The sequence below is a fragment of the Shimia sp. R9_1 genome (assembly GCF_017743775.1).
In the GTDB taxonomy this organism is placed as follows: domain Bacteria; phylum Pseudomonadota; class Alphaproteobacteria; order Rhodobacterales; family Rhodobacteraceae; genus Shimia.
In genome coordinates this window covers 391849-413878 of record NZ_JAGHRN010000004.1, presented here as the reverse complement: position 1 = coordinate 413878, position 22030 = coordinate 391849, and the positions used below count along the sequence as shown (strand labels likewise).

At 58.6% G+C, this 22030-nt stretch carries 27 protein-coding genes; 14 read left to right on the top strand and 13 right to left on the bottom strand.

All coding sequences use genetic code 11. The annotated features are described in order from the left end of the window. Nucleotides 1-38: 38 nt before the first annotated feature. From J7399_RS15340 to nthA, 4 genes are all read right to left on the bottom strand, one after another. Entirely contained in the window at nucleotides 39-1352 is a 1314-nt protein-coding gene (locus J7399_RS15340; protein WP_209087301.1) for an adenylosuccinate synthase, read from the bottom strand. Between the two features lie 124 nt (nucleotides 1353-1476). Next, entirely contained in the window at nucleotides 1477-1818 is a 342-nt protein-coding gene (locus tag J7399_RS15335) for a nitrile hydratase accessory protein (protein ID WP_209063149.1), read from the bottom strand. Beyond that, nucleotides 1815-2492, bottom strand: a complete 678-nt coding sequence (gene nthB / locus J7399_RS15330) for a nitrile hydratase subunit beta (protein ID WP_209087299.1) — start codon at nucleotides 2490-2492, stop codon at nucleotides 1815-1817. The genes J7399_RS15335 and nthB overlap by 4 nt, the downstream gene beginning before the upstream one ends. Then, nucleotides 2489-3106: a nitrile hydratase subunit alpha gene (gene nthA, locus J7399_RS15325; protein WP_209087297.1), complete on the bottom strand. Its 618-nt coding sequence runs from the start codon at nucleotides 3104-3106 to the stop codon at nucleotides 2489-2491. The genes nthB and nthA overlap by 4 nt, the downstream gene beginning before the upstream one ends. 209 nt (nucleotides 3107-3315) lie before the next feature. Here nthA and secG point away from each other — a divergent pair, with 209 nt between their 5' ends. The 8 genes from secG (at nucleotide 3316) to J7399_RS15285 (ending at nucleotide 11053) form a co-directional block, all read left to right on the top strand. Continuing rightward, on the top strand, nucleotides 3316-3678 hold the full coding sequence (gene secG, locus J7399_RS15320) for a preprotein translocase subunit SecG (protein WP_209063154.1): 363 nt from the start codon (nucleotides 3316-3318) through the stop codon (nucleotides 3676-3678). Between the two features lie 241 nt (nucleotides 3679-3919). Further along, nucleotides 3920-5563: a CTP synthase gene (locus J7399_RS15315; RefSeq protein ID WP_209087295.1), complete on the top strand. Its 1644-nt coding sequence runs from the start codon at nucleotides 3920-3922 to the stop codon at nucleotides 5561-5563. A gap of 267 nt (nucleotides 5564-5830) precedes the next feature. Beyond that, the gene (locus tag J7399_RS15310) at nucleotides 5831-6700 is read left to right on the top strand and encodes an ATPase (RefSeq protein WP_209087293.1); all 870 of its coding nucleotides are present in this window, start codon (nucleotides 5831-5833) and stop codon (nucleotides 6698-6700) included. A 39-nt stretch (nucleotides 6701-6739) separates the two neighbouring features. Next, the gene (metA, locus tag J7399_RS15305) at nucleotides 6740-7684 is read left to right on the top strand and encodes a homoserine O-succinyltransferase (RefSeq protein ID WP_209087291.1); all 945 of its coding nucleotides are present in this window, start codon (nucleotides 6740-6742) and stop codon (nucleotides 7682-7684) included. Between the two features lie 121 nt (nucleotides 7685-7805). Continuing rightward, nucleotides 7806-8765 carry an alpha/beta hydrolase gene (locus J7399_RS15300; protein ID WP_209087289.1) on the top strand — a complete coding sequence of 320 codons (960 nt, stop codon included), beginning with the start codon at nucleotides 7806-7808 and terminating at the stop codon, nucleotides 8763-8765. A 40-nt stretch (nucleotides 8766-8805) separates the two neighbouring features. Beyond that, nucleotides 8806-9675, top strand: coding sequence for a polyphosphate kinase 2 (gene ppk2 / locus J7399_RS15295; protein ID WP_209087287.1), 870 nt, complete (start codon nucleotides 8806-8808; stop codon nucleotides 9673-9675). After that, nucleotides 9668-10285: a TetR/AcrR family transcriptional regulator gene (locus J7399_RS15290; protein WP_209063167.1), complete on the top strand. Its 618-nt coding sequence runs from the start codon at nucleotides 9668-9670 to the stop codon at nucleotides 10283-10285. The genes ppk2 and J7399_RS15290 overlap by 8 nt, the downstream gene beginning before the upstream one ends. 6 nt (nucleotides 10286-10291) lie before the next feature. Continuing rightward, complete coding sequence (locus J7399_RS15285; RefSeq protein WP_209087285.1) at nucleotides 10292-11053, top strand: hypothetical protein; 762 nt, start codon at nucleotides 10292-10294, stop codon at nucleotides 11051-11053. A 25-nt stretch (nucleotides 11054-11078) separates the two neighbouring features. Here the strand turns inward: J7399_RS15285 and J7399_RS15280 are convergent, their stop codons facing one another. The 3 genes from J7399_RS15280 to J7399_RS15270 are packed head-to-tail and all read right to left on the bottom strand — an operon-like array spanning nucleotide 11079 to nucleotide 13116. Next, complete coding sequence (locus J7399_RS15280) at nucleotides 11079-11570, bottom strand: hypothetical protein (protein ID WP_209063171.1); 492 nt, start codon at nucleotides 11568-11570, stop codon at nucleotides 11079-11081. Further along, nucleotides 11558-12445 (bottom strand): DUF3365 domain-containing protein, encoded by an 888-nt coding sequence (locus J7399_RS15275; protein WP_209087283.1) that lies wholly within the window; start codon nucleotides 12443-12445, stop codon nucleotides 11558-11560. Before J7399_RS15275 ends, J7399_RS15280 begins: the two co-directional genes overlap by 13 nt. Beyond that, the gene (locus J7399_RS15270) at nucleotides 12442-13116 is read right to left on the bottom strand and encodes a cytochrome c3 family protein (protein ID WP_209087281.1); all 675 of its coding nucleotides are present in this window, start codon (nucleotides 13114-13116) and stop codon (nucleotides 12442-12444) included. Before J7399_RS15270 ends, J7399_RS15275 begins: the two co-directional genes overlap by 4 nt. A gap of 303 nt (nucleotides 13117-13419) precedes the next feature. Between J7399_RS15270 and J7399_RS15265 the strand changes: the two genes are divergently transcribed. Further along, nucleotides 13420-13905: a pseudoazurin gene (locus J7399_RS15265; RefSeq protein ID WP_209087279.1), complete on the top strand. Its 486-nt coding sequence runs from the start codon at nucleotides 13420-13422 to the stop codon at nucleotides 13903-13905. Nucleotides 13906-14056: 151 nt separating this feature from the next. Here the strand turns inward: J7399_RS15265 and rpsI are convergent, their stop codons facing one another. The 3 genes from rpsI to J7399_RS15250 all read right to left on the bottom strand — a co-directional run bounded on the left by rpsI (nucleotide 14057) and on the right by J7399_RS15250 (nucleotide 16567). Beyond that, nucleotides 14057-14542: a 30S ribosomal protein S9 gene (gene rpsI / locus J7399_RS15260; protein WP_058240297.1), complete on the bottom strand. Its 486-nt coding sequence runs from the start codon at nucleotides 14540-14542 to the stop codon at nucleotides 14057-14059. Between the two features lie 3 nt (nucleotides 14543-14545). Continuing rightward, nucleotides 14546-15007 carry a 50S ribosomal protein L13 gene (gene rplM, locus J7399_RS15255; protein WP_209079144.1) on the bottom strand — a complete coding sequence of 154 codons (462 nt, stop codon included), beginning with the start codon at nucleotides 15005-15007 and terminating at the stop codon, nucleotides 14546-14548. Between the two features lie 168 nt (nucleotides 15008-15175). Further along, nucleotides 15176-16567, bottom strand: coding sequence for a PLP-dependent aminotransferase family protein (locus J7399_RS15250; RefSeq protein WP_209087277.1), 1392 nt, complete (start codon nucleotides 16565-16567; stop codon nucleotides 15176-15178). Nucleotides 16568-16656: 89 nt separating this feature from the next. Here J7399_RS15250 and J7399_RS15245 point away from each other — a divergent pair, with 89 nt between their 5' ends. Then, on the top strand, nucleotides 16657-16887 hold the full coding sequence (locus J7399_RS15245; RefSeq protein ID WP_247742909.1) for a DUF1127 domain-containing protein: 231 nt from the start codon (nucleotides 16657-16659) through the stop codon (nucleotides 16885-16887). A gap of 52 nt (nucleotides 16888-16939) precedes the next feature. Here the strand turns inward: J7399_RS15245 and J7399_RS15240 are convergent, their stop codons facing one another. Continuing rightward, on the bottom strand, nucleotides 16940-17374 hold the full coding sequence (locus J7399_RS15240) for a PaaI family thioesterase (RefSeq protein WP_209087275.1): 435 nt from the start codon (nucleotides 17372-17374) through the stop codon (nucleotides 16940-16942). Nucleotides 17375-17430: 56 nt separating this feature from the next. Between J7399_RS15240 and J7399_RS15235 the strand changes: the two genes are divergently transcribed. The 3 genes from J7399_RS15235 to gluQRS are packed head-to-tail and all read left to right on the top strand — an operon-like array spanning nucleotide 17431 to nucleotide 20530. Then, a complete protein-coding gene (locus J7399_RS15235; protein WP_209087273.1) occupies nucleotides 17431-18216 on the top strand; it encodes an enoyl-CoA hydratase in 786 nt (261 codons plus the stop codon). A 51-nt stretch (nucleotides 18217-18267) separates the two neighbouring features. After that, complete coding sequence (gene trmFO / locus J7399_RS15230) at nucleotides 18268-19623, top strand: methylenetetrahydrofolate--tRNA-(uracil(54)-C(5))-methyltransferase (FADH(2)-oxidizing) TrmFO (protein ID WP_209087271.1); 1356 nt, start codon at nucleotides 18268-18270, stop codon at nucleotides 19621-19623. Nucleotides 19624-19669: 46 nt separating this feature from the next. Beyond that, nucleotides 19670-20530: a tRNA glutamyl-Q(34) synthetase GluQRS gene (gluQRS, locus tag J7399_RS15225; protein WP_209087269.1), complete on the top strand. Its 861-nt coding sequence runs from the start codon at nucleotides 19670-19672 to the stop codon at nucleotides 20528-20530. 32 nt (nucleotides 20531-20562) lie between these two features. Here the strand turns inward: gluQRS and hisI are convergent, their stop codons facing one another. Then, nucleotides 20563-20925, bottom strand: a complete 363-nt coding sequence (gene hisI / locus J7399_RS15220; protein ID WP_209087267.1) for a phosphoribosyl-AMP cyclohydrolase — start codon at nucleotides 20923-20925, stop codon at nucleotides 20563-20565. Between the two features lie 67 nt (nucleotides 20926-20992). On the opposite strand from hisI, the gene J7399_RS15215 reads away from it, so the two are divergent. Beyond that, on the top strand, nucleotides 20993-21445 hold the full coding sequence (locus J7399_RS15215; RefSeq protein ID WP_209087265.1) for an iron-sulfur cluster assembly scaffold protein: 453 nt from the start codon (nucleotides 20993-20995) through the stop codon (nucleotides 21443-21445). Between the two features lie 405 nt (nucleotides 21446-21850). Here the strand turns inward: J7399_RS15215 and J7399_RS21110 are convergent, their stop codons facing one another. Next, complete coding sequence (locus tag J7399_RS21110) at nucleotides 21851-21973, bottom strand: hypothetical protein (protein ID WP_271308124.1); 123 nt, start codon at nucleotides 21971-21973, stop codon at nucleotides 21851-21853. Nucleotides 21974-22030 lie beyond the last annotated feature (57 nt).

Sequence of the window (22030 nt, the reverse complement as noted above, 5' to 3'; positions counted from 1 at the left end):
ACTCTCTCCCTTCCGCGACCTTCAAATCAACTACGCGATCAATCCGCAAACGGATCGGTCACCAGAATGGTGTCTTCGCGCTCCGGGCTGGTGGAGAGCAGTGCCACAGGGCATTCGATCAGCTCTTCCACGCGCTTCACGTATTTGATCGCATTGGCCGGCAAGTCATTCCAGCTGCGCGCGCCTTCGGTGCTTTCGCTCCAGCCTGCAATCTCTTCATAGATCGGCTTGCAGCGCGCCTGCTGATCTGCTGCTGTGGGCAGGTAATCCAGCGTCTCGCCATCCAGCTCATAGCCTACGCAGATTTTCAGCGTCTCAAAGCCGTCCAGAACATCGAGCTTGGTCAGACAGATACCTTTGATGCCGGAAGTTGCACAGGTCTGACGCACCAGCGCGGCGTCAAACCAGCCACAACGGCGCTGACGGCCGGTGGTGGTGCCAAACTCATGGCCACGGGTGCCAAGGCGCTCGCCATCCGCATCCGGTGTGCCGTCTTCTTTCAGAAGCTCGGTTGGGAACGGGCCTTCGCCCACGCGGGTGGTGTAGGCTTTCACAATGCCCAGCACATAGTCGATGGAACCCGGGCCAATGCCCACGCCGGTGGCCGCTTGGCCTGCAATCACATTGGAAGAGGTCACAAAAGGATATGTGCCAAAATCAATGTCCAGAAGCGCGCCCTGTGCGCCTTCAAACAGGATCCGCTTGCCTGCTTTGCGCTTCTCGTTCAGCACCTTCCACACAGGCGCCGCATAAGGCAGGATTTCTGCCGCAATCTCTTTGAGCTGTGCAATCAGCGCGTCGCGGTCAATCGGCTCCACGCCCAGACCTTTGCGCAGCGGATCATGGTGCTGCAGCGCACGGTCCACACGGGCTTCCAGTGTCGCCTCATCCGCAAGGTCAGCCACACGGATCGCACGGCGACCCACTTTGTCTTCATAGGCCGGGCCGATGCCGCGACCGGTGGTGCCAATCTTGGTGCCTTTGGAGGCCGCCTCTTCGCGCGCCCGGTCCAGCTCGCCGTGGAACGGCATGATCAGCGGGGTGTTTTCCGCAATCATCAGGGTCTCAGGGGAAATCTCGACACCCTGCTCACGCACGGTCGCAATCTCTTTGATCAGGTGCCACGGGTCCAGCACCACACCATTGCCGATCACGGACAGCTTGCCACCGCGCACAACGCCAGACGGCAGCGCGTGCAGCTTGTAGACTTTCCCGTCGATCACCAACGTATGGCCAGCGTTATGTCCACCTTGGAAACGTGCGATCACATCGGCACGCTCGCTGAGCCAGTCGACGATCTTGCCTTTTCCCTCGTCGCCCCACTGAGCGCCTACAACAACAACATTGGCCATATCCGGTCCTTTGCAGAGAGTTCAAACCCGCGCCCTTTTAGCGATGTTGATGCAGGTGCGAAACCGCAAACTGCGCCAAAGCGCGTAAGTGCCGCAATTTCTCTGACAGAACGCGCAAATGTCCTCAGCCGGCGGCTTCTCCCGCCGCCAGATGCACTGGCGCCCCATGTGGCGTGTTCAGATAAGCCCGCGTCCAGCCCTCTTTCAGATCACGCAAAACCGCAGCCTCCGCCAATCCCAGATCCTGCAGGAACCCTTCCAGCGTTTCGAGCCAGGCGTTGAAGTAATCTTCCCCGCCATCAAGTTCCTTGGCCAATCCATGCGCCTTTAACGTAGCCCCAAAGCGCTCCGCCCAATCCGGCCAGCCAAAGTGCCCCGCCTCATTCAGCGCGACAGTCAGCGCAAAAAGCTGCGCATGCCATGGCGCGTCAAACGCAGGTTCCGGCTTGCCACCGCACCATGTCATTCTGCGGGCTCCAGATAGCTCTCCCACAGATCCAGCACGACCTCATCACGCGGATCAGCCTCCGCACCCCAGAGCTCGCGCGCCGAAAACCGCACCGCATAGAGCGGTTCAGCCGCCTCGTCCTGAAAATGCGCATTGCTGTCAGGAAACACATGTGCGCCATGCTGCACGACCACCTCGCCTTTGGCCCCGCTGGCGTAGGCTGGCAGACGTGTGTGCCCGCCCTGCACCATCACATTGCGCGCAGGCCGCCGGGTCTGCACCTTTGCGCCCACCGTAAACTGCGGCGCAGCGGCCTCCCGTGTATAGGCGCTGCCATTCATCAGCGCGCCCGTAACCGCACCGGGCTTTGCCGCCCGCTCCGCCACGGGAGAGACACCTTCCGCCTGCCCACTGGCAAGCTCCTCTTCTGTCAGAACCCCGCGCGCCACCATCAGGTCCGCAAGGCCGCCCATCCATTTCTCATAATAAGAAAACCGCGTGTAATCCTCAGGGCTCAGCAGCTCGCGTGCATGGCGGGAGGCATCAATATTCCACTGCCCCAGAAAGCCGCAGGCCACGTTCAGAGCCAGCGCCCGTTTGTGCCAATCCTTGGCCTCTGCAAACTCATAGCCATCCGTCGGGTCCACCGGCCCGGTGCCCAGACGCCCGCCCATATCATGTATCCGGCTCATGTCTCTGGCTCCTTCGCCAAGGCAGTGCCGATCATGCTGTCCCGCGTGATCAGCTCCGCCAGCGCCGTCTCGCTCATGCCCTCGGTGCCTGCGGGCCGCTGTGGCACCACCAGATAGCGTACCTCCGCCGTACTATCCCAGACACGCACTTTCTGACCCTCTGGCAAGGTCACGCCAAATTCTTCCAGCACTTTGCGCGGCTCCCGCACCGAGCGCGCGCGGTAGGCGTCTGATTTGTACCACCCCGGCGGAATGCCCAAAAGCGGCCACGGATAACAGCTGCACAGCGTGCAAACGACCATATTGTGGGTCTCATCGGTGTTTTCGACAAACACCATATGCTCACCTTGCCGCCCATACAGCCCCATCTCGCGCAGGGTTGGCATCGGATCGGCCATCATCTGCGAATGAAAGTCAGGGTCCGCCCACATCTTCGCCACCACCTTGGCGCCGTTCTGCGGACCAATCTTGTTCTGATAGAGATCAATGATCTCATCCAAAGCGGCCGGATCCACCAAGCCTTTGTCGGTCAACAATGTTTCCAGCGCCTTCACCCGCAAAGCAGGGTCAGAAGGCAAATGTGAATGCGGGTGGTCTGCGTGATCATGTGGCATGGGCCGGAGCCTGCCACGCGCTCTTAAACCTGTCCAGTCACCTCATTGACAGGACGCGATTATTGCCCTTTCAGCGCGCCTCAACGCCCCGGCAACACCCCGTCAACACTGTGTTCGCGCAAGAGCCGCGCGAAACCACCTTGCCCCCCGCGCCAAACTTGCCTACATACCCCGCTAACAAAACCGAACGCTCGCTTTTACAGGTCCCAATGGAAAACGTTGTCCTCATCATCCACCTTCTTCTTGCTCTGGCGCTGATTGGCGTCGTTCTGATGCAGCGTTCCGAGGGCGGTGGCCTTGGCATGGGTGGCGGCGGCGGTGCCGTATCCGGCCGCGCAGCTGCAACCGCGCTGACACGTGTGACCTGGATCCTGGCGGGCGCGTTCATCTGTACCTCGATCGCCCTGACCGTGATCGCAGCGAAAAACTCCGCATCCAGCTCTGTGTTTGACCGTCTGGGCACCGAAGCCCCTGCGGCAGAGCAAACCGCGCCAACACTGCCGGGCGCTGGCGACTCGCTGCTGCCACCGTCTGAAGGCGACAACGCGCCGCTGGTGCCGCGCGCCGACTGATCTCTGGCCCAAAGGGCTGGCTGACGTGGCCCTCCTCTGGGGGCCACAACTATTTTTGCCCCCTGCGGGCACCACCATAGCTTGAGGCACGAAAGCCGACCGCAACAGCATCTTGCGGTCCGGTTGCCTTCTTGCTGCGAATCCTATATAAATTAAGTCCCGTGATGCTGGGTCATTTGGCGGTGTGAATCGCCTCGGCTTGGGCGCTGCTAAATCGACAATCACGGGGGACGCCAGAGGCATGGCTCGCTACATTTTCATTACGGGTGGGGTTGTTTCATCGCTGGGCAAAGGCCTGGCATCAGCCGCATTGGGCGCGCTTCTGCAAGCGCGGGGATACACAGTGCGTCTGCGCAAGCTGGATCCCTATCTGAACGTTGATCCGGGCACCATGTCTCCGTTTGAACACGGCGAGGTGTTTGTGACCGACGATGGCGCGGAAACCGATCTCGATCTCGGCCACTACGAGCGTTTCACCGGCGTGCCTGCCCGCATGACCGATTCCGTCTCCTCCGGCCGCATCTACTCCAATGTTCTGGAGAAAGAGCGCCGTGGCGACTATCTCGGCAAAACCATTCAGGTCGTGCCGCACGTCACCAACGAGATCAAAGACTTCCTGCATGTGGGCGATGACGAAGTTGACTTCATGCTCTGTGAAATCGGCGGCACTGTGGGCGACATCGAAGGTCTGCCGTTCTTTGAGGCCATCCGTCAGTTTGCCCATGACAAACCCCGTGGCGATGCGATCTTCATGCACCTCACCCTGCTGCCCTATCTCGCAGCCTCCGGCGAGCTGAAGACCAAGCCAACCCAGCACTCCGTGAAAGAGCTGCAATCCATCGGTATCGCACCTGACATTCTGGTCTGTCGCTCCGAGCAGCCGATCCCGGAAAAAGAACGCGGCAAAATCGCGCTGTTCTGTAACGTGCGCAAAGAGGCCGTTGTGCCGGCCTACGATCTGAAGTCGATCTATGAAGCGCCACTGGCCTATCACCGCGAAGGTCTGGATCAGGCGGTTCTGGATGCCTTTGGCATCGCTCCGGCCCCACGCCCTGACCTCTCCGTCTGGGAAGACGTCAACGACCGTCTGCACAACACCGACGGTCAGGTGAATGTTGCTATCGTTGGCAAATACACCCAGCTCGAAGACGCCTATAAGTCGATCAAAGAGGCTCTCACCCACGGCGGCATGGCCAACCGTGTGAAAGTGAAGGTCAGCTGGGTGGATGCTGAGGTCTTTGACAAGGGTGACGCAGCCCCGCATCTTGAAGGCTATGACGCCATTCTGGTGCCCGGCGGCTTTGGCGAGCGCGGCACCGAAGGCAAGATCAAAGCGGCGCAATATGCGCGTGAGCACAAGATCCCCTACCTCGGCATCTGCCTTGGCATGCAGATGGCTGTGATCGAAGCGGCCCGCAACAAGGCTGGCATCGACACTGCAGGCTCCGAAGAGTTCGACCACGAAGCCGGCGGCAAGCGTTTTGAGCCGGTGGTCTACCACCTCAAGGAATGGGTGCAGGGCAACGCCAAGGTCACCCGCAAGGCCTCTGACAACAAAGGCGGCACCATGCGCCTTGGCGCCTATGACGCGGCCCTCACCGAAGGCTCCAAAGTGGCCGAGGTCTACGGCAGCACGGCGATCGAAGAGCGTCACCGTCACCGCTATGAGGTCGACATCAAATACCGCGAGCAGCTCGAAGAGTGCGGTCTGCGTTTCTCCGGCATGAGCCCCGACGGCCGCCTGCCGGAAATCGTGGAATGGGAAGACCACCCTTGGTTCATTGGTGTACAGTTCCACCCGGAGCTGAAGTCCAAGCCGTTTGATCCGCACCCCCTCTTCCGCGACTTTGTGCGCGCCGCAAAAGACAACTCGCGGCTGGTCTGATCACTGACCAAAAATCAGACAAAACCAACACCGAGGGCATGACGCAGGTCATGCCCTTTTCCTTTTCCGGAGGTGCGCAAATCCACGCAACGCGCGGTGCCGTAACCAATTTTCGGACGCAATTTTCGCACCTCCGCGATACAGCCGCGATACCGACGCAATACCGACACGAGATTTCATGGTTAACGCCCCCCGTTGCGCGATTGCGTTTGACCCCTCTGCCCGCGCGCAGTACCACCATGGGCGCAAGGCAAAAGGGACCCGCCCATGATCTACAAATCGGCGCAAGACTGGCTTAATGCGGCACAGAAAAAAGTGCTGCTCTTTGGCATGTCAGGTTTGGGAAAAACGCATATTTCCAACGCCCTGCGGGACAACGGCGACTGGTTTCACTACTCGGTCGACTATCGCATCGGCACCCGCTACATGGGCGAGCACATTGCCGACAACGCCAAGCGCGAAGCGATGAAAGTGCCCTTTCTGCGCGAGCTCTTGATGACGGATTCGATTTACATCGGCTCCAACATCACCTTCAACAACCTCGCGCCGCTCTCCACCTACCTTGGCAAACCGGGCAACCCGGACCAGGGCGGTCTGCCGTTCGCCGAATACATGGCGCGGCAGGAGCAACATCGCACGGCAGAGATTGCCGCATTGATGGATACCAAACTCTTTATCAACCGCGCGCACGACCTCTACGGCTATGACCATTTTGTCTGCGACACCGGCGGCTCGATCTGCGAGGTGGTTGATCCTGAGGACCCGACAGACCCGGTGCTGACCGCCCTGTCTGAGACCACACTGATGGTCTGGCTCAAAGGCTCTGAGGCCCATTCCGAGGCTCTGGTGAAGCGCTTTGATCGCGACCCTAAGCCCATGTATTACCAACCGGAATTCCTTCTGTCCGCGTGGAGCGATTATCTCGGCGAAACCGGCCAGACCGAAAGCAGCGTTGATCCCGACGCCTTCGTGCGCTGGACTTATGCCCGCGCGCTCGCGCACCGCCAGCCTCGCTATGCCGCCATGGCCAAATGGGGCATCACCATCACGCCCGAAAGCGTTGCAACCGTTGCCACAGCGGATGATTTCAATCATGTGATCGCCAGCGCCCTTGAGGACCAGGCCCGCGCCGCTTAAGTATCGCCCTTCCTGACATTCAGAGTTTAAGAGACCCACATGCCTATCAAGATCCCCGCCGACCTACCCGCCTTTGACGTGCTCAAGCACGAAGGCGTTATGGTCATGGCCGAAGATCAAGCGGCCCGTCAGGACATCCGCCCCATGCGCATCGGGCTTCTGAACCTGATGCCCAAGAAGATTCAGACTGAAAACCAGTTCGCCCGCCTGATCGGCGCGACGCCGTTGCAGATCGAACTTTCGCTCATCCGCATGAGCGAGCACAAAACCCGCAACACCGCCGCCGAGCATATGGCAGAGTTTTACCGGCCTTTTCAGGACGTTAAAGCCAGCGGAGAGAAGTTTGACGGGCTGATCATCACCGGCGCGCCAATTGAGCATATGCCCTTTAACGACGTCACCTATTGGGAAGAGCTCTGCGAGGTCTTTGACTGGACCCGTACCCATGTGCACTCCACTTTCGGCGTCTGCTGGGGTGGCATGGCGATGATCAACTACTTCCACGGCGTCAAAAAACACTTGCTGGATCACAAGGCCTTTGGCTGTTTCCGCCATCAGAATCTGGCCGAAGCCTCGCCCTATCTGCGTGGCTTTTCAGACGATTGCGTGATCCCGGTTAGCCGCTGGACCGAAATCCGTCAGGATGAAATCGACGCCCGTCCAGAGCTGAACACCCTGCTCTACAGCGCCGATGTCGGCCCATGTCTGGTGGAAGCTCCTGAAAGCCGAGATCTCTTTATTTTCAACCACTTCGAATACGACAGTGACACGTTGAAACAAGAGTATGACCGCGACGTAGCCGAGGGCACGCCCATCAACGTGCCGATGAATTACTACCCGGACGACAATCCCGCCAACCCGCCGCAGAACCGCTGGCGCAGCCACGCACATCTGCTCTACGGCAACTGGATTTCCGAAATTTATCACACCACACCGTTTGACATGCGCCGCATCGGTGAGGAGATTTCAGACCTGCGCGGCTAACCCCGCGCAGCCTCCCGTTGCGTCACCCGCGCAATTGTGAATCCCCTCATGCCCACAACTTTGGCTAGTCTGTGAGCAGGTGCTCAGAGCGATCTGAGCGTCGTAGACGGGAGGAAAAGACATGCTGCGGTGGATTGTCATACTTTGTTTGATCACGATTTTGGTCGTGACAGCAGCCACTTGGTGGAAGGTCCAATCCCGCTTGAGAGCCGCACGAGAGAATTTCCCGCCTGAAGGGGCCTTTGTGGAGGTCGGCGGTCACCCCGTGCACTATGTTGCGCGTGGCAACCCTGAAAACCCAACTGTGGTGCTGATCCACGGCGCCTCCGGCAACACCCATGACTTCACCTTTGATTTTGTGGAACGCCTCACTGACCGCTATCACGTCCTTGTTTTTGACCGTCCCGGCATGGGCCACACCCCGCCGCTCGCGCGCAAAGGCGTCACGCTCATTGATCAGGCCACGCTGCTGTCATCCGCCACAAAGATGCTTGGTGCGGACAACCCGATTGTTGTGGGCCAAAGCTTTGGCGGGGCCGTCACCATGGCCTGGGCTGTGCATCATCCCGACCACATCGCTGCCGCTGTTTCCATCGCCGGGGCAACCTACCCGTGGCAAGGCCCTCTGAACCCGCTCTATAAACGCATCGCAAACCCTTGGATTGGAACAACAATCTCCCGCCTGATCGCAGCATGGGCCAGCGAGGAATACGTCGCCAAAAGCATCGCCGAGATCTTTGCCCCACAGGCCGCACCAGAAGGCTATGCAGAGGCCATTGCCGTGCCCCTGATCCTCCGCCCGCACTCTTTGATCGCCAACGCCCAGCAGCGCACCGACCTGCGCGAGGAGCTGCGCGCGCTGGCCCCACAGTATCAGAGCCTAAGCCTGCCAGTAGAGATCGTGCATGGCGACGCCGACACCATCGTCGGCCTGACAGTACACTCCACCCGCATGGTCGAAGACATTTCAGGTGCGCATCTTGTCACTTTGGAAGGTGTCGGGCATATGCCCCATCACACCAACCCCGACGAGATTGTCGCCGCCATCGACCGCGCCGCCACCCGCGCCGGATTGCACTAGGGCGCGATGCACCCCATATTGGGGAAAACGGAGATGTTTCATGGACTTGCCATTTGACGGTGCCATCAGCGCGTATTTCAAAGACGAGGCCCCCAAGCCCATACGCGATGCCATCAAAGGGGCGGACAAGAATGACATTCTCAGCGAAAGCTACCCCCACAAAGAGCGCCTGAGCCGCAAGACCTACGAGGCAGAGCTGGAGGCGCTGCAAATCGAACTGGTCAAGATGCAGCATTGGGTCAAGGAGAGCGGCGCGCGCATCGCCATGGTCTTTGAGGGTCGCGATGCCGCGGGCAAAGGCGGCACCATCAAACGCTTTCGCGAAAACCTTAACCCTCGCGGCGCGCGGGTTGTCGCGCTCTCAAAACCCACTGAGGCGGAACAATCGCAGTGGTATTTTCAGCGCTATATCAATCACCTGCCCTCCGGCGGCGAGATCACCTTCTTTGACCGCAGCTGGTACAACCGTGGCGTGGTCGAGAAGGTCTTTGGCTTTACCGAAGACGCGGATCGCGAGCGGTTCTTTCAGCAAACCCCGACCTTTGAGCAGGCGCTTGTGGATGACGGTGTGCATCTTTTCAAGTTCTGGCTCAACGTCGGCCGCGCAGAGCAGCTCCGCCGCTTTCTGGAGCGCGAGAAAGACCCGCTTAAGCAATGGAAACTCAGCTGGATCGATGTTGAAGGCCTCAAACGCTGGGATGCCTATACCAGCGCCATTGAGGAGACGCTCACACGCTGCCACGGCCTGCATACGCCATGGACCGTGATCCGCTCTGATGACAAACGTCGCGCGCGCCTCAGCGCCATCCGCACGGTTCTGCACGCCTTACCCTACGAAAGGAAAGACACGCAAGCCATTGGGAAGGTTGATACATCTGTATGCGGCGGACCGGATATCTGGGATGCCTAAACGCGGATACCACCACGGCAACCTGCGCCAGGCGCTGGTCGAAGCAGCCCTGAGTCTCATCGAGGCAAAAGGCCCCACTGGCTTTACCTTGTCTGAGGCGGCCAAAACCGCAGGTGTCACACCGGCGGCGGTCTATCGCCATTTTGAAGGCCGTGAAGACCTGATCGCCGAGGCCGCCCGTCAAGGCTATGAGATCTTTGCCGACCTCATGCAATTCGCCTTTGATAAGGGACAGCCATCCGCCCTCGCCTCTTTTGAAGCCACCGGGCGGGCCTATCTCGCCTTTGCGCGCAAATATCCCGGCCACTACATCGCCATGTTTGAAAGCGGCATTTCCGTCAACCGCACGCCAGAGCTCGCCGCAGTCGCGACCCGCGCCCGTGGCGTTATGGAGCACGCCGCCGCAGAGCTCTCCAAACATATCCCACCGGAAAAACGCCCACCCGCGAGCATGTTCTCCGCCCATGTCTGGGCCATGAGCCACGGCGTCGTCGAACTCTATGCACGCAACTCCCCCGGCACCCAGAGCCCCTTCGCGCCGGAAGACCTTTTGGAAAGCGGCATCGGCGTCTACCTGCGCGGCCTTGGATTGATCGACAAGGATTTGTGAACCGCAATGGATATTTTCACCATATTTCGCGGTGAGTTAACCTATCCGGATGGCTTCGCTTCCATGGTGAAACGCGCGCCCCAGCAGCGTGCAGAATACCACGGGATGCAGGCGCTTCTGGAAGAGATCAGCCAAAGTGGCCTTGAGCAGCTCAAAGACCAAACCGTGCCGCCCACCGAAAATCTGGATGTCGAAAATCTCGCTTCGGCAGCGGAGAAATTTCAGAACATTCAGGCGGAATTCTCAGGGCGCTCACAACTGCTTGCTCTGCATGCGCTGGTCATCGCGGCCTCTCGGCGTCGCAACACGCCACAGATCGCGCAGGATCTGTTTCAGAAGTGTTGGCAAGATCACTCCAGGTTCCTATTGGAAGCGCTGGACATGCGTTGGAAGCTCTCTGCTCTCCAGACCTTTCGCGACTTGGGAACAACCGAGGCACAGAGGCGATGCGCCGGAGAACTCATTATATTTTTTAACATGATGAAGCTCTATGAAACCGAGCGCCTCTATAGTGGCGCCTCCGCTGAGACTGCTTTTGACCCAAAAAATCGCACAGGCAAAAAACTCCCTCTCAAACTCACCCCCTATTCGCTCGGACATGGAGATCTGGATCGCAATCTCTTGGGCATGCTGTGGCTCTCTGCAGAAGAAGACCCTGTGCTCGCGCCGCTGGCCTGTCATCTACTAACAGAAATAAACCGCGATAAACGCAATATCTTCAGGCGCCTAAGGCTGATGCGCCGCGTGCTGAAGCGGCGTCGGAAATAGCCCACACCAAGGCGCTTCGCCCGTGTCACTGATACGCGAGCGCCACCCAGATATGCACCCCGACAAGCGGGAAGAGCGCGGCTGACAGCCCGATATGACAAAACAGCCAAACGAGATACATCCAATTCTTGCGATACCCAAGCACCGTGCGATTGAACACGCCAGTCACGGCGATCAAAAAGAATACCGTGCTCACCCCCGTCATCCAGACATGCCCAAAACGCACCGCGTGCAAAGCAAAAACAAAGGTCGCCGCCACACCGACCCAGCGGTGGATGGTCAGGTTTTGCCGCATATGGCTGTTGTCTTTGCGCACACGTTTCGCAAACAGCACCCATTGATAGCCGAGAAGCCCCAGCAGCAGGCACCCTGTCAGAACCTGCTGACCAAAGCCTGAGAGAGGCGCAAGCAGCCCCATCTTGATTTCAAAAAACAGAATGGTCGCCGCAAGGCTTAATCCCAAAACAGCCATCGCCGCATAGGGCACGCGTTGCATCGTCGCGATCAAAATGCGCATGAGAGATCTCCTTCCATATTGGACGCATTTGCAGCGCCAAATCGGGTTTCGCTCTCTCTGCTACGCTGACTGCGGAGCATGGTTTTGAGAATGCCATCAGAGACTTGCGATCGTACTTCGCGAACAAACACATTGGTCTCCGGCAGTTGATAGCTGTCTTTCGCGGGCCAGTGCTCTCCGACAACAGGCGCTTTCTCAAAGCCATCGGTTTTGGCCAGATAGGTGCTATATGTCCGCTCCACCGCAACAAACAGCGCCTCGATGGTGGTCCAGAACTCTTCTGTAGAGAGCTGCGCGGAGGGATAGGTCCAGGTGGTGGCCCCCATCACATCATTGAGCTGCCAGTCTGTTTTGGGGCTGTCCTTATGCTCATTGTGGCAACTGACGCATGGCGCGACTGAGGCCAAATCCGGATACATCGCCACTTGGCCGGCCAGATCATCTTCTGAAAACACCGGTGAACGGGTCTGCTTGAGCTGCTCAAACGCACGCATCTGCGCATCGGAGAAGAGATTTGACGGATTGATCGGCGCATCAGAGCCCAAATACAGCCCCAGACGCGGTGGCAACGCCTCCAGTTGCGCCGCCATTTCCCGCAAAAAGAGAGCAGGCAATGGCCCCTGCTCCACACCGGGCTCCCGCCACTCTTCACCAAATTTGAGACCAGCGGCCATCCCTCCGCCCACGATGCGCTTGGTGTAAATGCCCCGCGCCGCCGCATTGATGTGGTTGGCAACGGCAAACAGATCGGTGACCGGGTGCTGACAGTCGCTGACCCTTTCGCCGCCATCTCTCAAAGGCGGCGGTGCCGTGGCGAAGAGATAGATCGCCAGACAGGTAAAACCGCCAAGCAAAACGATACGTAGCGTTGTCATTCCGTCCTCGCTTCATAGAGTTTTTCCTCCCCATAAGGATCAGGCCCTCCCAGAAAATATTGCCTGATCACTTCTGCCGGTATGGCCTCCGCGATGTGCAACGGTGCCTTGATTGCATGGTTGCCATGAAAGTCGTGACAGCCCAGACAGCTCTCCCACTCGTTTTGGTCGATGAGTATTTCATGTTTTATATCAATAGGATCATTCTTAACCTTGATCCCCTCATGACAGGCCTGACACACACCCACAGCGCTGTGTACAACCTGTTCACGGTGTTCGGAATGGCAACCCAAACAGCTGCGCGCATCCACCATTTGTACCGCTTGCGCAAACCGTGGTTCCTGAAAACGGTAGATCGGATGGCGCTCATTGGGACGCGCATGACAGGCCAAGCACGCCTTTGAGGTCACCTCTTGATATCCAAAGTCCACAGCCGTGGCACGCGATCCAAATGCGTAGTGCAACTGCGCCTGAATCTGTTGCCGGATACTCCCCGTGCTTTCCACATGGCAGGCGTCGCAGGCGACCTCCGCATGACCTGAGATCAACGGCCCATGCGCCAGCACATGCTTGCTGTCCTGTGACAGCATCGCCAACCCGCCAAGCGCCACGGTTGGCACCGCAGCCATCAAGGCCAACAGGCGAACAACACGCGCAGATGGAGACACCATAACCCTCTCCGCAACACAAACAAACGTGGTTAAAGAGTCGTTAGAAATGGTTAATCAACCGTTAATTGTGAAAATCTTGAGCGACAACGGTGACTTACTCCCCGGTGACGGAGAGCTATTCCGAAGCCGCCTAAGAAATGTGACAGAGACAAAATGTCGCCAAAACTGCCTCCCATTTGGGTTGAAGCTCCTGCCGCACAAGATTAACTCGTTAAACATAGCCATTAAGCGTTAGAGACGCTGCCAGCTAGAACTAGGGCCGCTTGCCAGTATGGCACCCAGCCAAAAACATGAGACATCGCTATGAAATTTGAGATCAATCGCCGCCAGCTGATGCTTGCAGGTGCTGCCCTTATGCTGGCGCGCCCTGCCTTTGCGCAATCCACCGTCGACATTCAGATGCTGAACAAACACCCCGAAGACAAAAAGCGCCGCATGGTGTTCAACCCGCTCATTCAGGTTGTGCAAGCCGGCGACACGGTGCGCTTTGTCTCTGAGGACAAAGGCCACAACAGCGAAAGCATAGAGGGCATGCTCCCCGAAGGCGTCGACACCTGGAAAAGCAAGATCAGCAAGGACTTTGAGATCACGCTCGATGTGCCGGGGTTCTATGGCTACAAATGCACCCCGCATGCCAGCATGGGCATGGCCGGCCTGATCATCGTGCAGGGCGACGGCATGATGGCCAACTATGATGCGGCCAAAGGCGTGAAGCACAAAGGCCGGATGCAGAAAGCCTGGGACGCGATCTGGGAACAGATTGAGGCAGAAGGTTTGGCGCAGACCTAACGTCCCGCAAATCAAACACAAAAATCAGAAGGGGCGCACACCACGCCCCTTCTTTTTTAGCAGCATCACCCACCGATCATCCGGCCGGATGCGCAAAAGAAAAGGGCCCGCAAAACTGCGAGCCCTTTCTTTTTGACATGTTGTCCAGCGATTAACGCTTGGAGAACTGGAACGAACGACGCGCTTTGCGCTTACCGTATTTCTTACGTTCCACAACGCGGCTGTCGCGGGTCAGGAAGCCAGCGGCTTTCAGAGGTGCGCGCAGGGAGGGTTCATAAAGCTGCAGAGCTTTAGAAATACCGTGCTTCACCGCACCGGCCTGACCGGTCAGACCGCCACCTTTCACGGTGGCATATACGTCGAATTCACCTTCAACGCCGGCAACCTGGAAAGGCTGGCGCAGGATCAGCTGCAGAACCGGACGTGCAAAGTACTTGTCCTGGTCTTTGCCGTTCACGATGACCTTGCCGGAACCCGGCTTGATCCAAACGCGGGCAACAGCGTCTTTACGTTTACCGGTCGCGTAGGAGCGGCCCAGTTCGTCGCGCACTGGCTCACGAGGAGCCGCAACTTCTACAACAGCTTCTTCACCGGCTACGGCGTTCAGCTCTTCAAGCGAGTTGATTTGATCAGCCATTGATTAGCTCCGGGTGTTCTTGCTGTTCATGGACTTAACGTCCAGGACTTCAGGCGCTTGTGCTTCATGCGGATGCTCGGCACCAGCGTATACACGCAGGTTGGTCATCTGCTTGCGGGACAGGCGGTTGCCAGGCAGCATGCGCTGAACGGCTTTGGTCACCACGCGCTCTGGGTGCTCGCCTTCCAGGATCTGACCTGCAGTGCGGGATTTGATGCCGCCTGGGTGGCCAGTGTGCCAGTAGTAGTTCTTGTCAGAACGCTTCTTACCGGTCAGCTGGATTTTGTCCGCGTTGATCACGATGACATTGTCACCCATGTCCATGTGCGGGGTGAAGGACGCCTTGTGCTTGCCGCGCAGGCGCATGGCGACGATCGAAGCAAGACGGCCCAGCACCACGCCTTCGGCGTCGATGATGATCCATTTCTTCTCGATGTCTGCCGGAGTAGCAGAGAAGGTTTTCATATTAGGTCTTCCAGATTGGTTGACGGGTTGGCCGGGAATCCCGGCACGCCGGTCTCTCCAGTAAATGATGGGCGGGTTATAAAGCAGCCATGCGTCACGTCAAGCGATGTAAATCCGAAATAAAAACACAAAAACAACAACTTACAAAATAGGTATTATTTTACCCCATCAATTTTCATTCAAAAGAGGCGGTTTGGACAACAAACGCGAGACGGTTTCCAATGCGGCCTGCAATTCGCTCACCGGCAATTCCGGTGCGAGGGCAATCCGAACGGCATTTGGCGCCTGTCCATCCGGCAAGGCGTATTCATCCGCCGATTTGATCCGGATGCCTTGCGCATCACACGCCCGCACAAAAGTGGACCCGCGCCACCCCTGCGGCAAACGCAGCCAGATGAACGGCACATCCGGTCGCCAGCGAATGTTCCAACTGCCCAAGATATTCACAGCCACACGGACACGTTCATCAATCGCAGCCAAGACACGCCGCTTGATGCCATCCGCCTGCCCGTTCAGGATCAGCTCGGCACAGATGTCCAACATCGGCTGCGGCACGCCATAAAAATTGGATTGCGCCACATGCCGCGCCTGCTGCGCCCGCCCTTCCGGTGGCACAAGGAAGCCGAAGCGCAAAGCGGAGGAGACTGCCTTGGTCAGCGAACCAAGATACCAGGTGCGACCCGGGCACAGAACACGGTAAGACGGCACATCGGTTGGGGAAATTGCGTAACAATCATCCTCAACAACCTGCACATTGTATCGACGCGCCAATGCCGCGATCTCCTGACGTCTTTCCAGCGGCGTGTGAATGGCCGTTGGGCTGTGCGCTTGAGCAGAGGTCATCAGAACCTGCCCCCCATGCCGCCGCAGTGCCTCTTCCAGCCGATCCGGGCGAATGCCATGTTGATCCAGCCCAATGCCAATCACCTCAGCACGCAACAGACGGCAAGCATGGCGCACCCCCGGAAAGGTGATTTCTTCGGTCAGCACCACAGGGGACGCCCCATGCAGGCAAGATTGCAAGGCAATCATCGATGCACTCTGCGCCCCAAGCGTCAGAACCACATCATCCGCTGAAATGCGCCCGGCAATGTCCTGTCCGATCCACTGCACAACCGCTTCGCGCGCGACCTTATCCGTTGTTGAATCAGGGCATAGCAAATAGCGCGATCCCTCCTTCAGGGTCTGCGCCATGGCTGCGCGAATGGCCCCGTCCTGCCCGACATCCGGTACACGGACAGCCCGCAGATCAATATCGCCGCTCTGACTGTCCGTCACCAAAGGATCCGGCCCTGCCACAGGCGCACTGCGCCCCTCGGCCACAAAGGTGCCGCGTCCTACAGTGGTTTCCAGCAACCCCTCTTCCACAGCGAGCTTATATGCGCGGGCGACCGTTCCCGGTGTGATCCCAAGATCCCACGCCAGATCCCTCACCGTGGGCAGCTTTTCCCCCACAGGCAGCTGTCCGCCATGCACCGCACAGCGAAGCGATTGTACCAAAACGAGATACTTCGGATCGGTACAATTCTCAAAATCGGGCGGCCAAATTGTACCAGCCACAATGTTTTCCTCGCCATTGTATCACACCAAAGCTACACAAGCAGTGTAACAAACTTGAGGATTGTATCAATACAATATTGGAGACGACCATGACAATGACCACAACACACCTCGAAAGCCTGACCAGCCACGCCGCCAATGCGCAACTTCCTGTTGCCGCACGCCTCGCGCTGTCTTTCGCAGCTGTGGTCACCGCATGGGATCAGCGCGCACGCACCCGCCGTGCCCTCTCCAAACTCGACACAGCGCAGCTCAAAGATATCGGCGTCTCGCTCGCCGACGCCCGCGCGGAAGTCGAAAAGAAGATGTGGCAAATCTGACTCCCGTCAGTTGCCTCTTCCCCCCTGGGCCGGGTTCATCCCGGCCCTTTTTTTATTCCGCCTGCGCCTTTCTGGGCGGGATCGCATAGGTCATATTGGCCCGTGCCACCGGCATCTCTTCCCCCTCGGAATAGATCAGAATGCTTGTTACTGACAGGCTGCGCCCGAGCTTCAAAAGCGTAGCCTTCGCAATCAGGTCCTTGCCAGACGCCGGTTTGCGCATGAAATCCAGCGAACAATTGGTGGTGACCGTCAGGGCCTCTTTTCCGATGCAAGCCATGGTCGCCACATAGGCCGCCACATCGGCCAGCGCGAACATCGACGGCCCCGAAACCGTGCCACCGGGGCGCAGATGCCGCTCCGCCACCATCAGGCGCATCACCGTGTTGGTGCCATCAATATGCTCCACCACAAAATCATCTTTGACCTGCGGAAAGACCGACTGCAACCAATCGGTCATTTCTTCTGCACTCATCACTGCTTGCATGCTTTTCCTCCCTGCCCTCTGGGGTTACCGTTGCCGCAAACGTCAGGGAGGGCAAGATGACAATTCTGGAACGTCGCGACACGGAAGCGGTGGCACATCTCACGATGAATGCGCCGGATCGACTGAATGCTCTCTCTGACGAAATGCTGGCCGCCCTGCAGGCCGAATTTGAGGCCCTGAGCGAGGACCGCAGCATTCGCGCCGTGATCCTCTCAGGCAGCGGCAAGGCGTTTTGCGCCGGTCATGATCTCAAACAAATGACCGCTGGGCGGCAATCTGAGGATAGTGGCAAAGCCTATTTCAAAGATCTCTTCACCCGCTGCGCCACCATGATGCAAACCATCCAGCGCCTGCCCCAACCGGTCATTGCACAAGTCCATGGCATTGCCACCGCCGCAGGCTGCCAGCTGGTGGCAAGCTGCGATATGGCGGTGGCTTCCGAGGGCACACGCTTTGGCGTCAATGGCGTTAACATCGGCCTCTTCTGCTCCACTCCCATGGTGGCGCTCAGCCGCAATATCCCACGCAAACAGGCCTTTGAAATGCTCACCACCGGCCAGTTCATCGATGCCACACGCGCCGAAACCCTCGGGCTGGTCAATCACGTTGTGCCGCAAGACCAATTGGCGTCTGCCTCCGAAGAGCTTGCCCAAACCGTCGGCGCCAAACTTGGTGTGGCCGTGAAGATCGGCAAACAAGCCTTCTATGAACAGCTGCAAATGCCGCTCTCTGAGGCCTACGACTATACCGGCGATGTCATGGTGCAAAATATGCTCTGGCGGGAAACCGAGGCCGGGATCGCCGCTTTCCTCAACAAAGAAACACCCAAATGGGAGCAATAGAGCGCCCCTTGCCCCTTCCCAAAGAGCGCGCCGTCGCCTATGTCCGCCCCCATGACACAGACATTGCATATCATTGGCGGCGGTATGGCCGGCTCCGAGGCTGCGTGGCAAGCGGCGAACATGGGCGTTCAGGTGGTGATCCACGAGATGCGACCAAAGGTGGAAACCTTTGCCCATCGCACCGGGCATCTGGCGGAGATGGTCTGCTCCAACTCCTTCCGCTCTGACGATGATGAGCAAAACGCCGTGGGTCTCCTGCATTGGGAGATGCGTGCGGCGGGCGGCTTGATCATGTCCAAGGCGGATCAGCACCGCCTGCCCGCGGGTGGCGCGCTGGCGGTGGACCGTGATCCATTTGCCGAGTCTGTGACAGAGGCGCTCATGGCGCACCCCAATGTCACGGTTGAGTATGGCGAGATCACCGAACTGCCCAGCGATGGCCATTGGATCATCGCCACCGGCCCGCTGACCTCCACAGCGCTTGGCGCGGCCATTCAGGCCGAAACCGGTGCGGACCGTCTGGCTTTCTTTGATGCCATCGCCCCGATTGTCTATGCGGAGAGCATCGACATGGATGTGGCCTGGCTGCAGTCACGCTATGACAAAGGCGAGACCGAAGAAGAGCGCAAAGCCTACCTCAACTGCCCGATGACGAAGGATCAATATGAGGCCTTCATCGACGCGCTGTTGGCGGCAGATAAAACCGAATTCCACGAAGGCGAAACCGCTGGCTATTTTGACGGCTGCCTGCCGATTGAAGTGATGGCTGAACGTGGCCGCGAGACCCTGCGCTTTGGGCCGATGAAGCCGGTTGGCCTGACCAACATCCACAAACCGGATGATAAGCCCTATGCGGTGGTTCAACTTCGTCGTGATAACGCTCTGGGAACGCTCTATAATATCGTCGGCTTCCAGACCAAGATGAAATACGGCGCGCAGACCGATGTGTTCAAAATGATCCCCGGTCTGGAGAACGCCTCCTTTGCACGCCTTGGCGGCATTCACCGCAACACCTTCATCAACTCACCGACACTTCTGGACGATCAGATGCGCCTGAAATCCCGCCCCAACATCCGCTTTGCCGGGCAGGTAACAGGCGTTGAAGGCTATGTGGAAAGCGCAGCCATGGGCCTGCTGGCAGGCCGTCTTGCGGCCGCTGAAATCCTCGGCGCACCTCTGCCAACCGCGCCGCTGAACACCGCTATGGGCGCACTGGTCCATCACATCACCAGCGGCGCGGAGGCGAAAACCTTCCAGCCGATGAACGTGAACTTTGGCCTGTTCCAGCCAGTGGATGGCCTCAAAGGGGGCCGCCGCGGCCGCAAGGACCGCTACAAAGCCTACACCGACCGCGCCAAAGCCGACTGGCAGGCATGGCTCGATGCGCAGGCAACGGTAGACGCCTAAACCGCATCATCCTAGGGTGGAGCAAACTGAGAAGCGGCAGACCATCGTGACATTCATCACGCGCTTTGCGCCCTCCCCCACCGGCCCTTTGCATCTCGGGCATGCCTATTCCGCGCTGCGCGCCCATGATGCCGCGCGCGCGGCAAGTGGCCGGTTTCTTCTGCGTATTGATGATCTGGACCAATCCCGCGCCCGCCCGGCGTGGGAAGAGCAAATCTATGAGGATCTGCGCTGGCTTGGGATCACCTGGGATGGCCCGGTGCGCAAGCAATCAGACCACTTTTCCGACTACGAGCTGGCGCTGAGCCAATTGCGCGACATGGGTCTGACCTATGAATGCACCTGCACGCGGCGCGACATTGAAGCCGCCGCCAACGCGCCACAGGAAGGTGTGCCGGAGTTCGGCCCGGACGGACGCATCTATCCCGGTACATGCCGCCACGCCCATCACGCCCCGCAAGATGCCACCTGCACACGGCTTGATATGGAGAAGGCCTGCGCCTTGGCCCTCCCTGTGGCTTTTGAAGAACAAGGTCCGCTGCACACCGGCACGCATCAGCTCGTCGCCCAAAGGCTGATCAGCCACGTGGGGGATGTGGTGCTGGCGCGCCGCAATATGGCCGCCTCCTACCACCTCTCGGTGGTGCTGGATGATGCGGCTACCGATGTCACCCACGTGATCCGCGGAGCCGACCTTTTTGAGGCCACGGCAATCCACGTGCTCCTGCAGGCGCTGTTCAAGCTGCCCACGCCCACCTATAACCATCACGATCTGATCCGCGACGCAGCGGGCAAACGTCTGGCCAAACGCGACGACGCCCGCGCCATCGCCAAGTTCAGAGAAGATAGCGCCTCCCCCGCAGACATCCGCGCCATGGTTGGCCTGCCCCCGGCTTCATTCTACTGAAAATACTCCCGCCGGAGGCATGAGCTGGAAGCTCATTCATCCATCGGCTTCATCAGCTCAACGGTCTGCCCATCCCGCACAGCGGTATAAAAGCATGTGCGACGGTTGGTATGGCACGCCGCCCCAACCTGCTTGATCAGAACAAGGATGCAGTCCTGATCGCAGTCATAACGGAAATCAACAAGCTCCTGCGTATGGCCAGAGGTCTCCCCTTTGATCCAGAACGATTGGCGAGAGCGGCTCCAGTAGGTCACCCGCTTGGTTTCCAACGTCTTGGCCACCGCCTCGGCGTTCATCCAGGCCATCATCAACACTTCACCGCTTTCGCTGTCCTGCGCAATCGCCGGCATCAGCCCCGCCTCGTTGTAGGTCAGTGATTTTGGATCAAATTCCATACCTTCGTCCCCTTTGCATCCCGTGTTTTCCTCTCTATCTAGGAATGACGCAGCAAAGGAAACAGTGATGTCCGGCGAAACCGACCTGATCAAGCTTTACTCTGGCCAGATCCTGCAATTGGCGGCATCCATGCCGCACACCGACCGGCTTGCTGAACCGGACGCAACCGTCAAAAAGCGCTCGCCCCTTTGTGGCTCCACTGTGACGGTTGATGTGTCGGTCGCTGACGGTGTGATCAGCGCATTTGGCCAGGATGTGAGGGCCTGCGCGCTCGGTCAGGCCGCAGCCTCGGTCGTCGGTGCCAATGTCATCGGCCGCAGCCGCGCAGAGATTGATGCTGCGCGTGATTCACTCAAAGAGATGTTGAAACAGGACGGCCCAACACCTCCGGCGCCCTTTGACGGGCTCGAAGTTCTGCGCCCCGCGCGCGACTATAAAAATCGCCACGCCTCCATTCTGCTCGCCCTTGAGGCCACAGCAGAAGCTTTTGAGGCCGCGGAACAGGCCAACTGCGCTTAATTCCCGACCACAGGTCGGACAGGTCTAAGCCTGCTTGATCGGTTCACCCTATGAAAGGGGGCCAGCCCCCTCGGCCGTCAGCCTCTCCCCCGGGATATTTCGGGCAAGAGAAAGCCGCATTGCCGGTATGCCTCTTCCGCGCGTTGCCACCCAAACGCTTTACCCTACAACATAAAAAACCGCCGCACTTCCGGGGAGAAGGCGGCGGTAAGGCCAAGCGTTATCACGTGGGACCTGAGCCATCTACAAAGGGGGAGGCAGCCCCCCAAGAGGACTAGGAACAGGCAGTGTCAGTCAGAACGCATCACGTGGGGACAGATGCGCAGATGGTCAGCGTGAAAGCCGCAGGCAATGAGGTGAGACAGAAACCGTCTCAGTGGCACAGAAAGAGTTCAGTCGATCAAGTCACACAAAACCGGGCACATGCAGCGCAAGCACCAGCATGATCACCAGAGCCACCCCGCCAACAGCATCCTGCAACAGTGTGTCACCTGAATTGCGCACGACCGATTTGATTTGCTGCATCATGGGGCCTCTCCTTCTCCCTAAGTTTTGTTGCCCCTTTGTTCTCATGCAATGCGATTC

What these genes read in the sequence shown, in the direction of transcription:
- J7399_RS15310 (WP_209087293.1), top strand. Translation starts at nt 5,831, where the DNA reads ATGATCTACAAATCGGCGCAAGACTGGCTTAATGCGGCACAGAAAAAA.
- J7399_RS15285 (WP_209087285.1), top strand. Translation starts at nt 10,292, where the DNA reads ATGGATATTTTCACCATATTTCGCGGTGAGTTAACCTATCCGGATGGC.
- ppk2 (WP_209087287.1), top strand. Translation starts at nt 8,806, where the DNA reads ATGGACTTGCCATTTGACGGTGCCATCAGCGCGTATTTCAAAGACGAG.
- J7399_RS15245 (WP_247742909.1), top strand. Translation starts at nt 16,657, where the DNA reads ATGACAATGACCACAACACACCTCGAAAGCCTGACCAGCCACGCCGCC.
- J7399_RS15215 (WP_209087265.1), top strand. Translation starts at nt 20,993, where the DNA reads ATGTCCGGCGAAACCGACCTGATCAAGCTTTACTCTGGCCAGATCCTG.
- J7399_RS15240 (WP_209087275.1), bottom strand. Translation starts at nt 17,374, where the DNA reads ATGCAAGCAGTGATGAGTGCAGAAGAAATGACCGATTGGTTGCAGTCG.
- rplM (WP_209079144.1), bottom strand. Translation starts at nt 15,007, where the DNA reads ATGAAAACCTTCTCTGCTACTCCGGCAGACATCGAGAAGAAATGGATC.
- J7399_RS15275 (WP_209087283.1), bottom strand. Translation starts at nt 12,445, where the DNA reads ATGACAACGCTACGTATCGTTTTGCTTGGCGGTTTTACCTGTCTGGCG.
- J7399_RS15340 (WP_209087301.1), bottom strand. Translation starts at nt 1,352, where the DNA reads ATGGCCAATGTTGTTGTTGTAGGCGCTCAGTGGGGCGACGAGGGAAAA.
- nthB (WP_209087299.1), bottom strand. Translation starts at nt 2,492, where the DNA reads ATGAGCCGGATACATGATATGGGCGGGCGTCTGGGCACCGGGCCGGTG.
- J7399_RS15300 (WP_209087289.1), top strand. Translation starts at nt 7,806, where the DNA reads ATGCTGCGGTGGATTGTCATACTTTGTTTGATCACGATTTTGGTCGTG.
- J7399_RS15290 (WP_209063167.1), top strand. Translation starts at nt 9,668, where the DNA reads ATGCCTAAACGCGGATACCACCACGGCAACCTGCGCCAGGCGCTGGTC.
- trmFO (WP_209087271.1), top strand. Translation starts at nt 18,268, where the DNA reads ATGACACAGACATTGCATATCATTGGCGGCGGTATGGCCGGCTCCGAG.
- nthA (WP_209087297.1), bottom strand. Translation starts at nt 3,106, where the DNA reads ATGCCACATGATCACGCAGACCACCCGCATTCACATTTGCCTTCTGAC.
- metA (WP_209087291.1), top strand. Translation starts at nt 6,740, where the DNA reads ATGCCTATCAAGATCCCCGCCGACCTACCCGCCTTTGACGTGCTCAAG.
- J7399_RS15235 (WP_209087273.1), top strand. Translation starts at nt 17,431, where the DNA reads ATGACAATTCTGGAACGTCGCGACACGGAAGCGGTGGCACATCTCACG.
- J7399_RS15280 (WP_209063171.1), bottom strand. Translation starts at nt 11,570, where the DNA reads ATGCGCATTTTGATCGCGACGATGCAACGCGTGCCCTATGCGGCGATG.
- J7399_RS15265 (WP_209087279.1), top strand. Translation starts at nt 13,420, where the DNA reads ATGAAATTTGAGATCAATCGCCGCCAGCTGATGCTTGCAGGTGCTGCC.
- J7399_RS15335 (WP_209063149.1), bottom strand. Translation starts at nt 1,818, where the DNA reads ATGACATGGTGCGGTGGCAAGCCGGAACCTGCGTTTGACGCGCCATGG.
- J7399_RS15270 (WP_209087281.1), bottom strand. Translation starts at nt 13,116, where the DNA reads ATGGTGTCTCCATCTGCGCGTGTTGTTCGCCTGTTGGCCTTGATGGCT.
- J7399_RS21110 (WP_271308124.1), bottom strand. Translation starts at nt 21,973, where the DNA reads ATGATGCAGCAAATCAAATCGGTCGTGCGCAATTCAGGTGACACACTG.
- hisI (WP_209087267.1), bottom strand. Translation starts at nt 20,925, where the DNA reads ATGGAATTTGATCCAAAATCACTGACCTACAACGAGGCGGGGCTGATG.
- secG (WP_209063154.1), top strand. Translation starts at nt 3,316, where the DNA reads ATGGAAAACGTTGTCCTCATCATCCACCTTCTTCTTGCTCTGGCGCTG.
- rpsI (WP_058240297.1), bottom strand. Translation starts at nt 14,542, where the DNA reads ATGGCTGATCAAATCAACTCGCTTGAAGAGCTGAACGCCGTAGCCGGT.
- J7399_RS15315 (WP_209087295.1), top strand. Translation starts at nt 3,920, where the DNA reads ATGGCTCGCTACATTTTCATTACGGGTGGGGTTGTTTCATCGCTGGGC.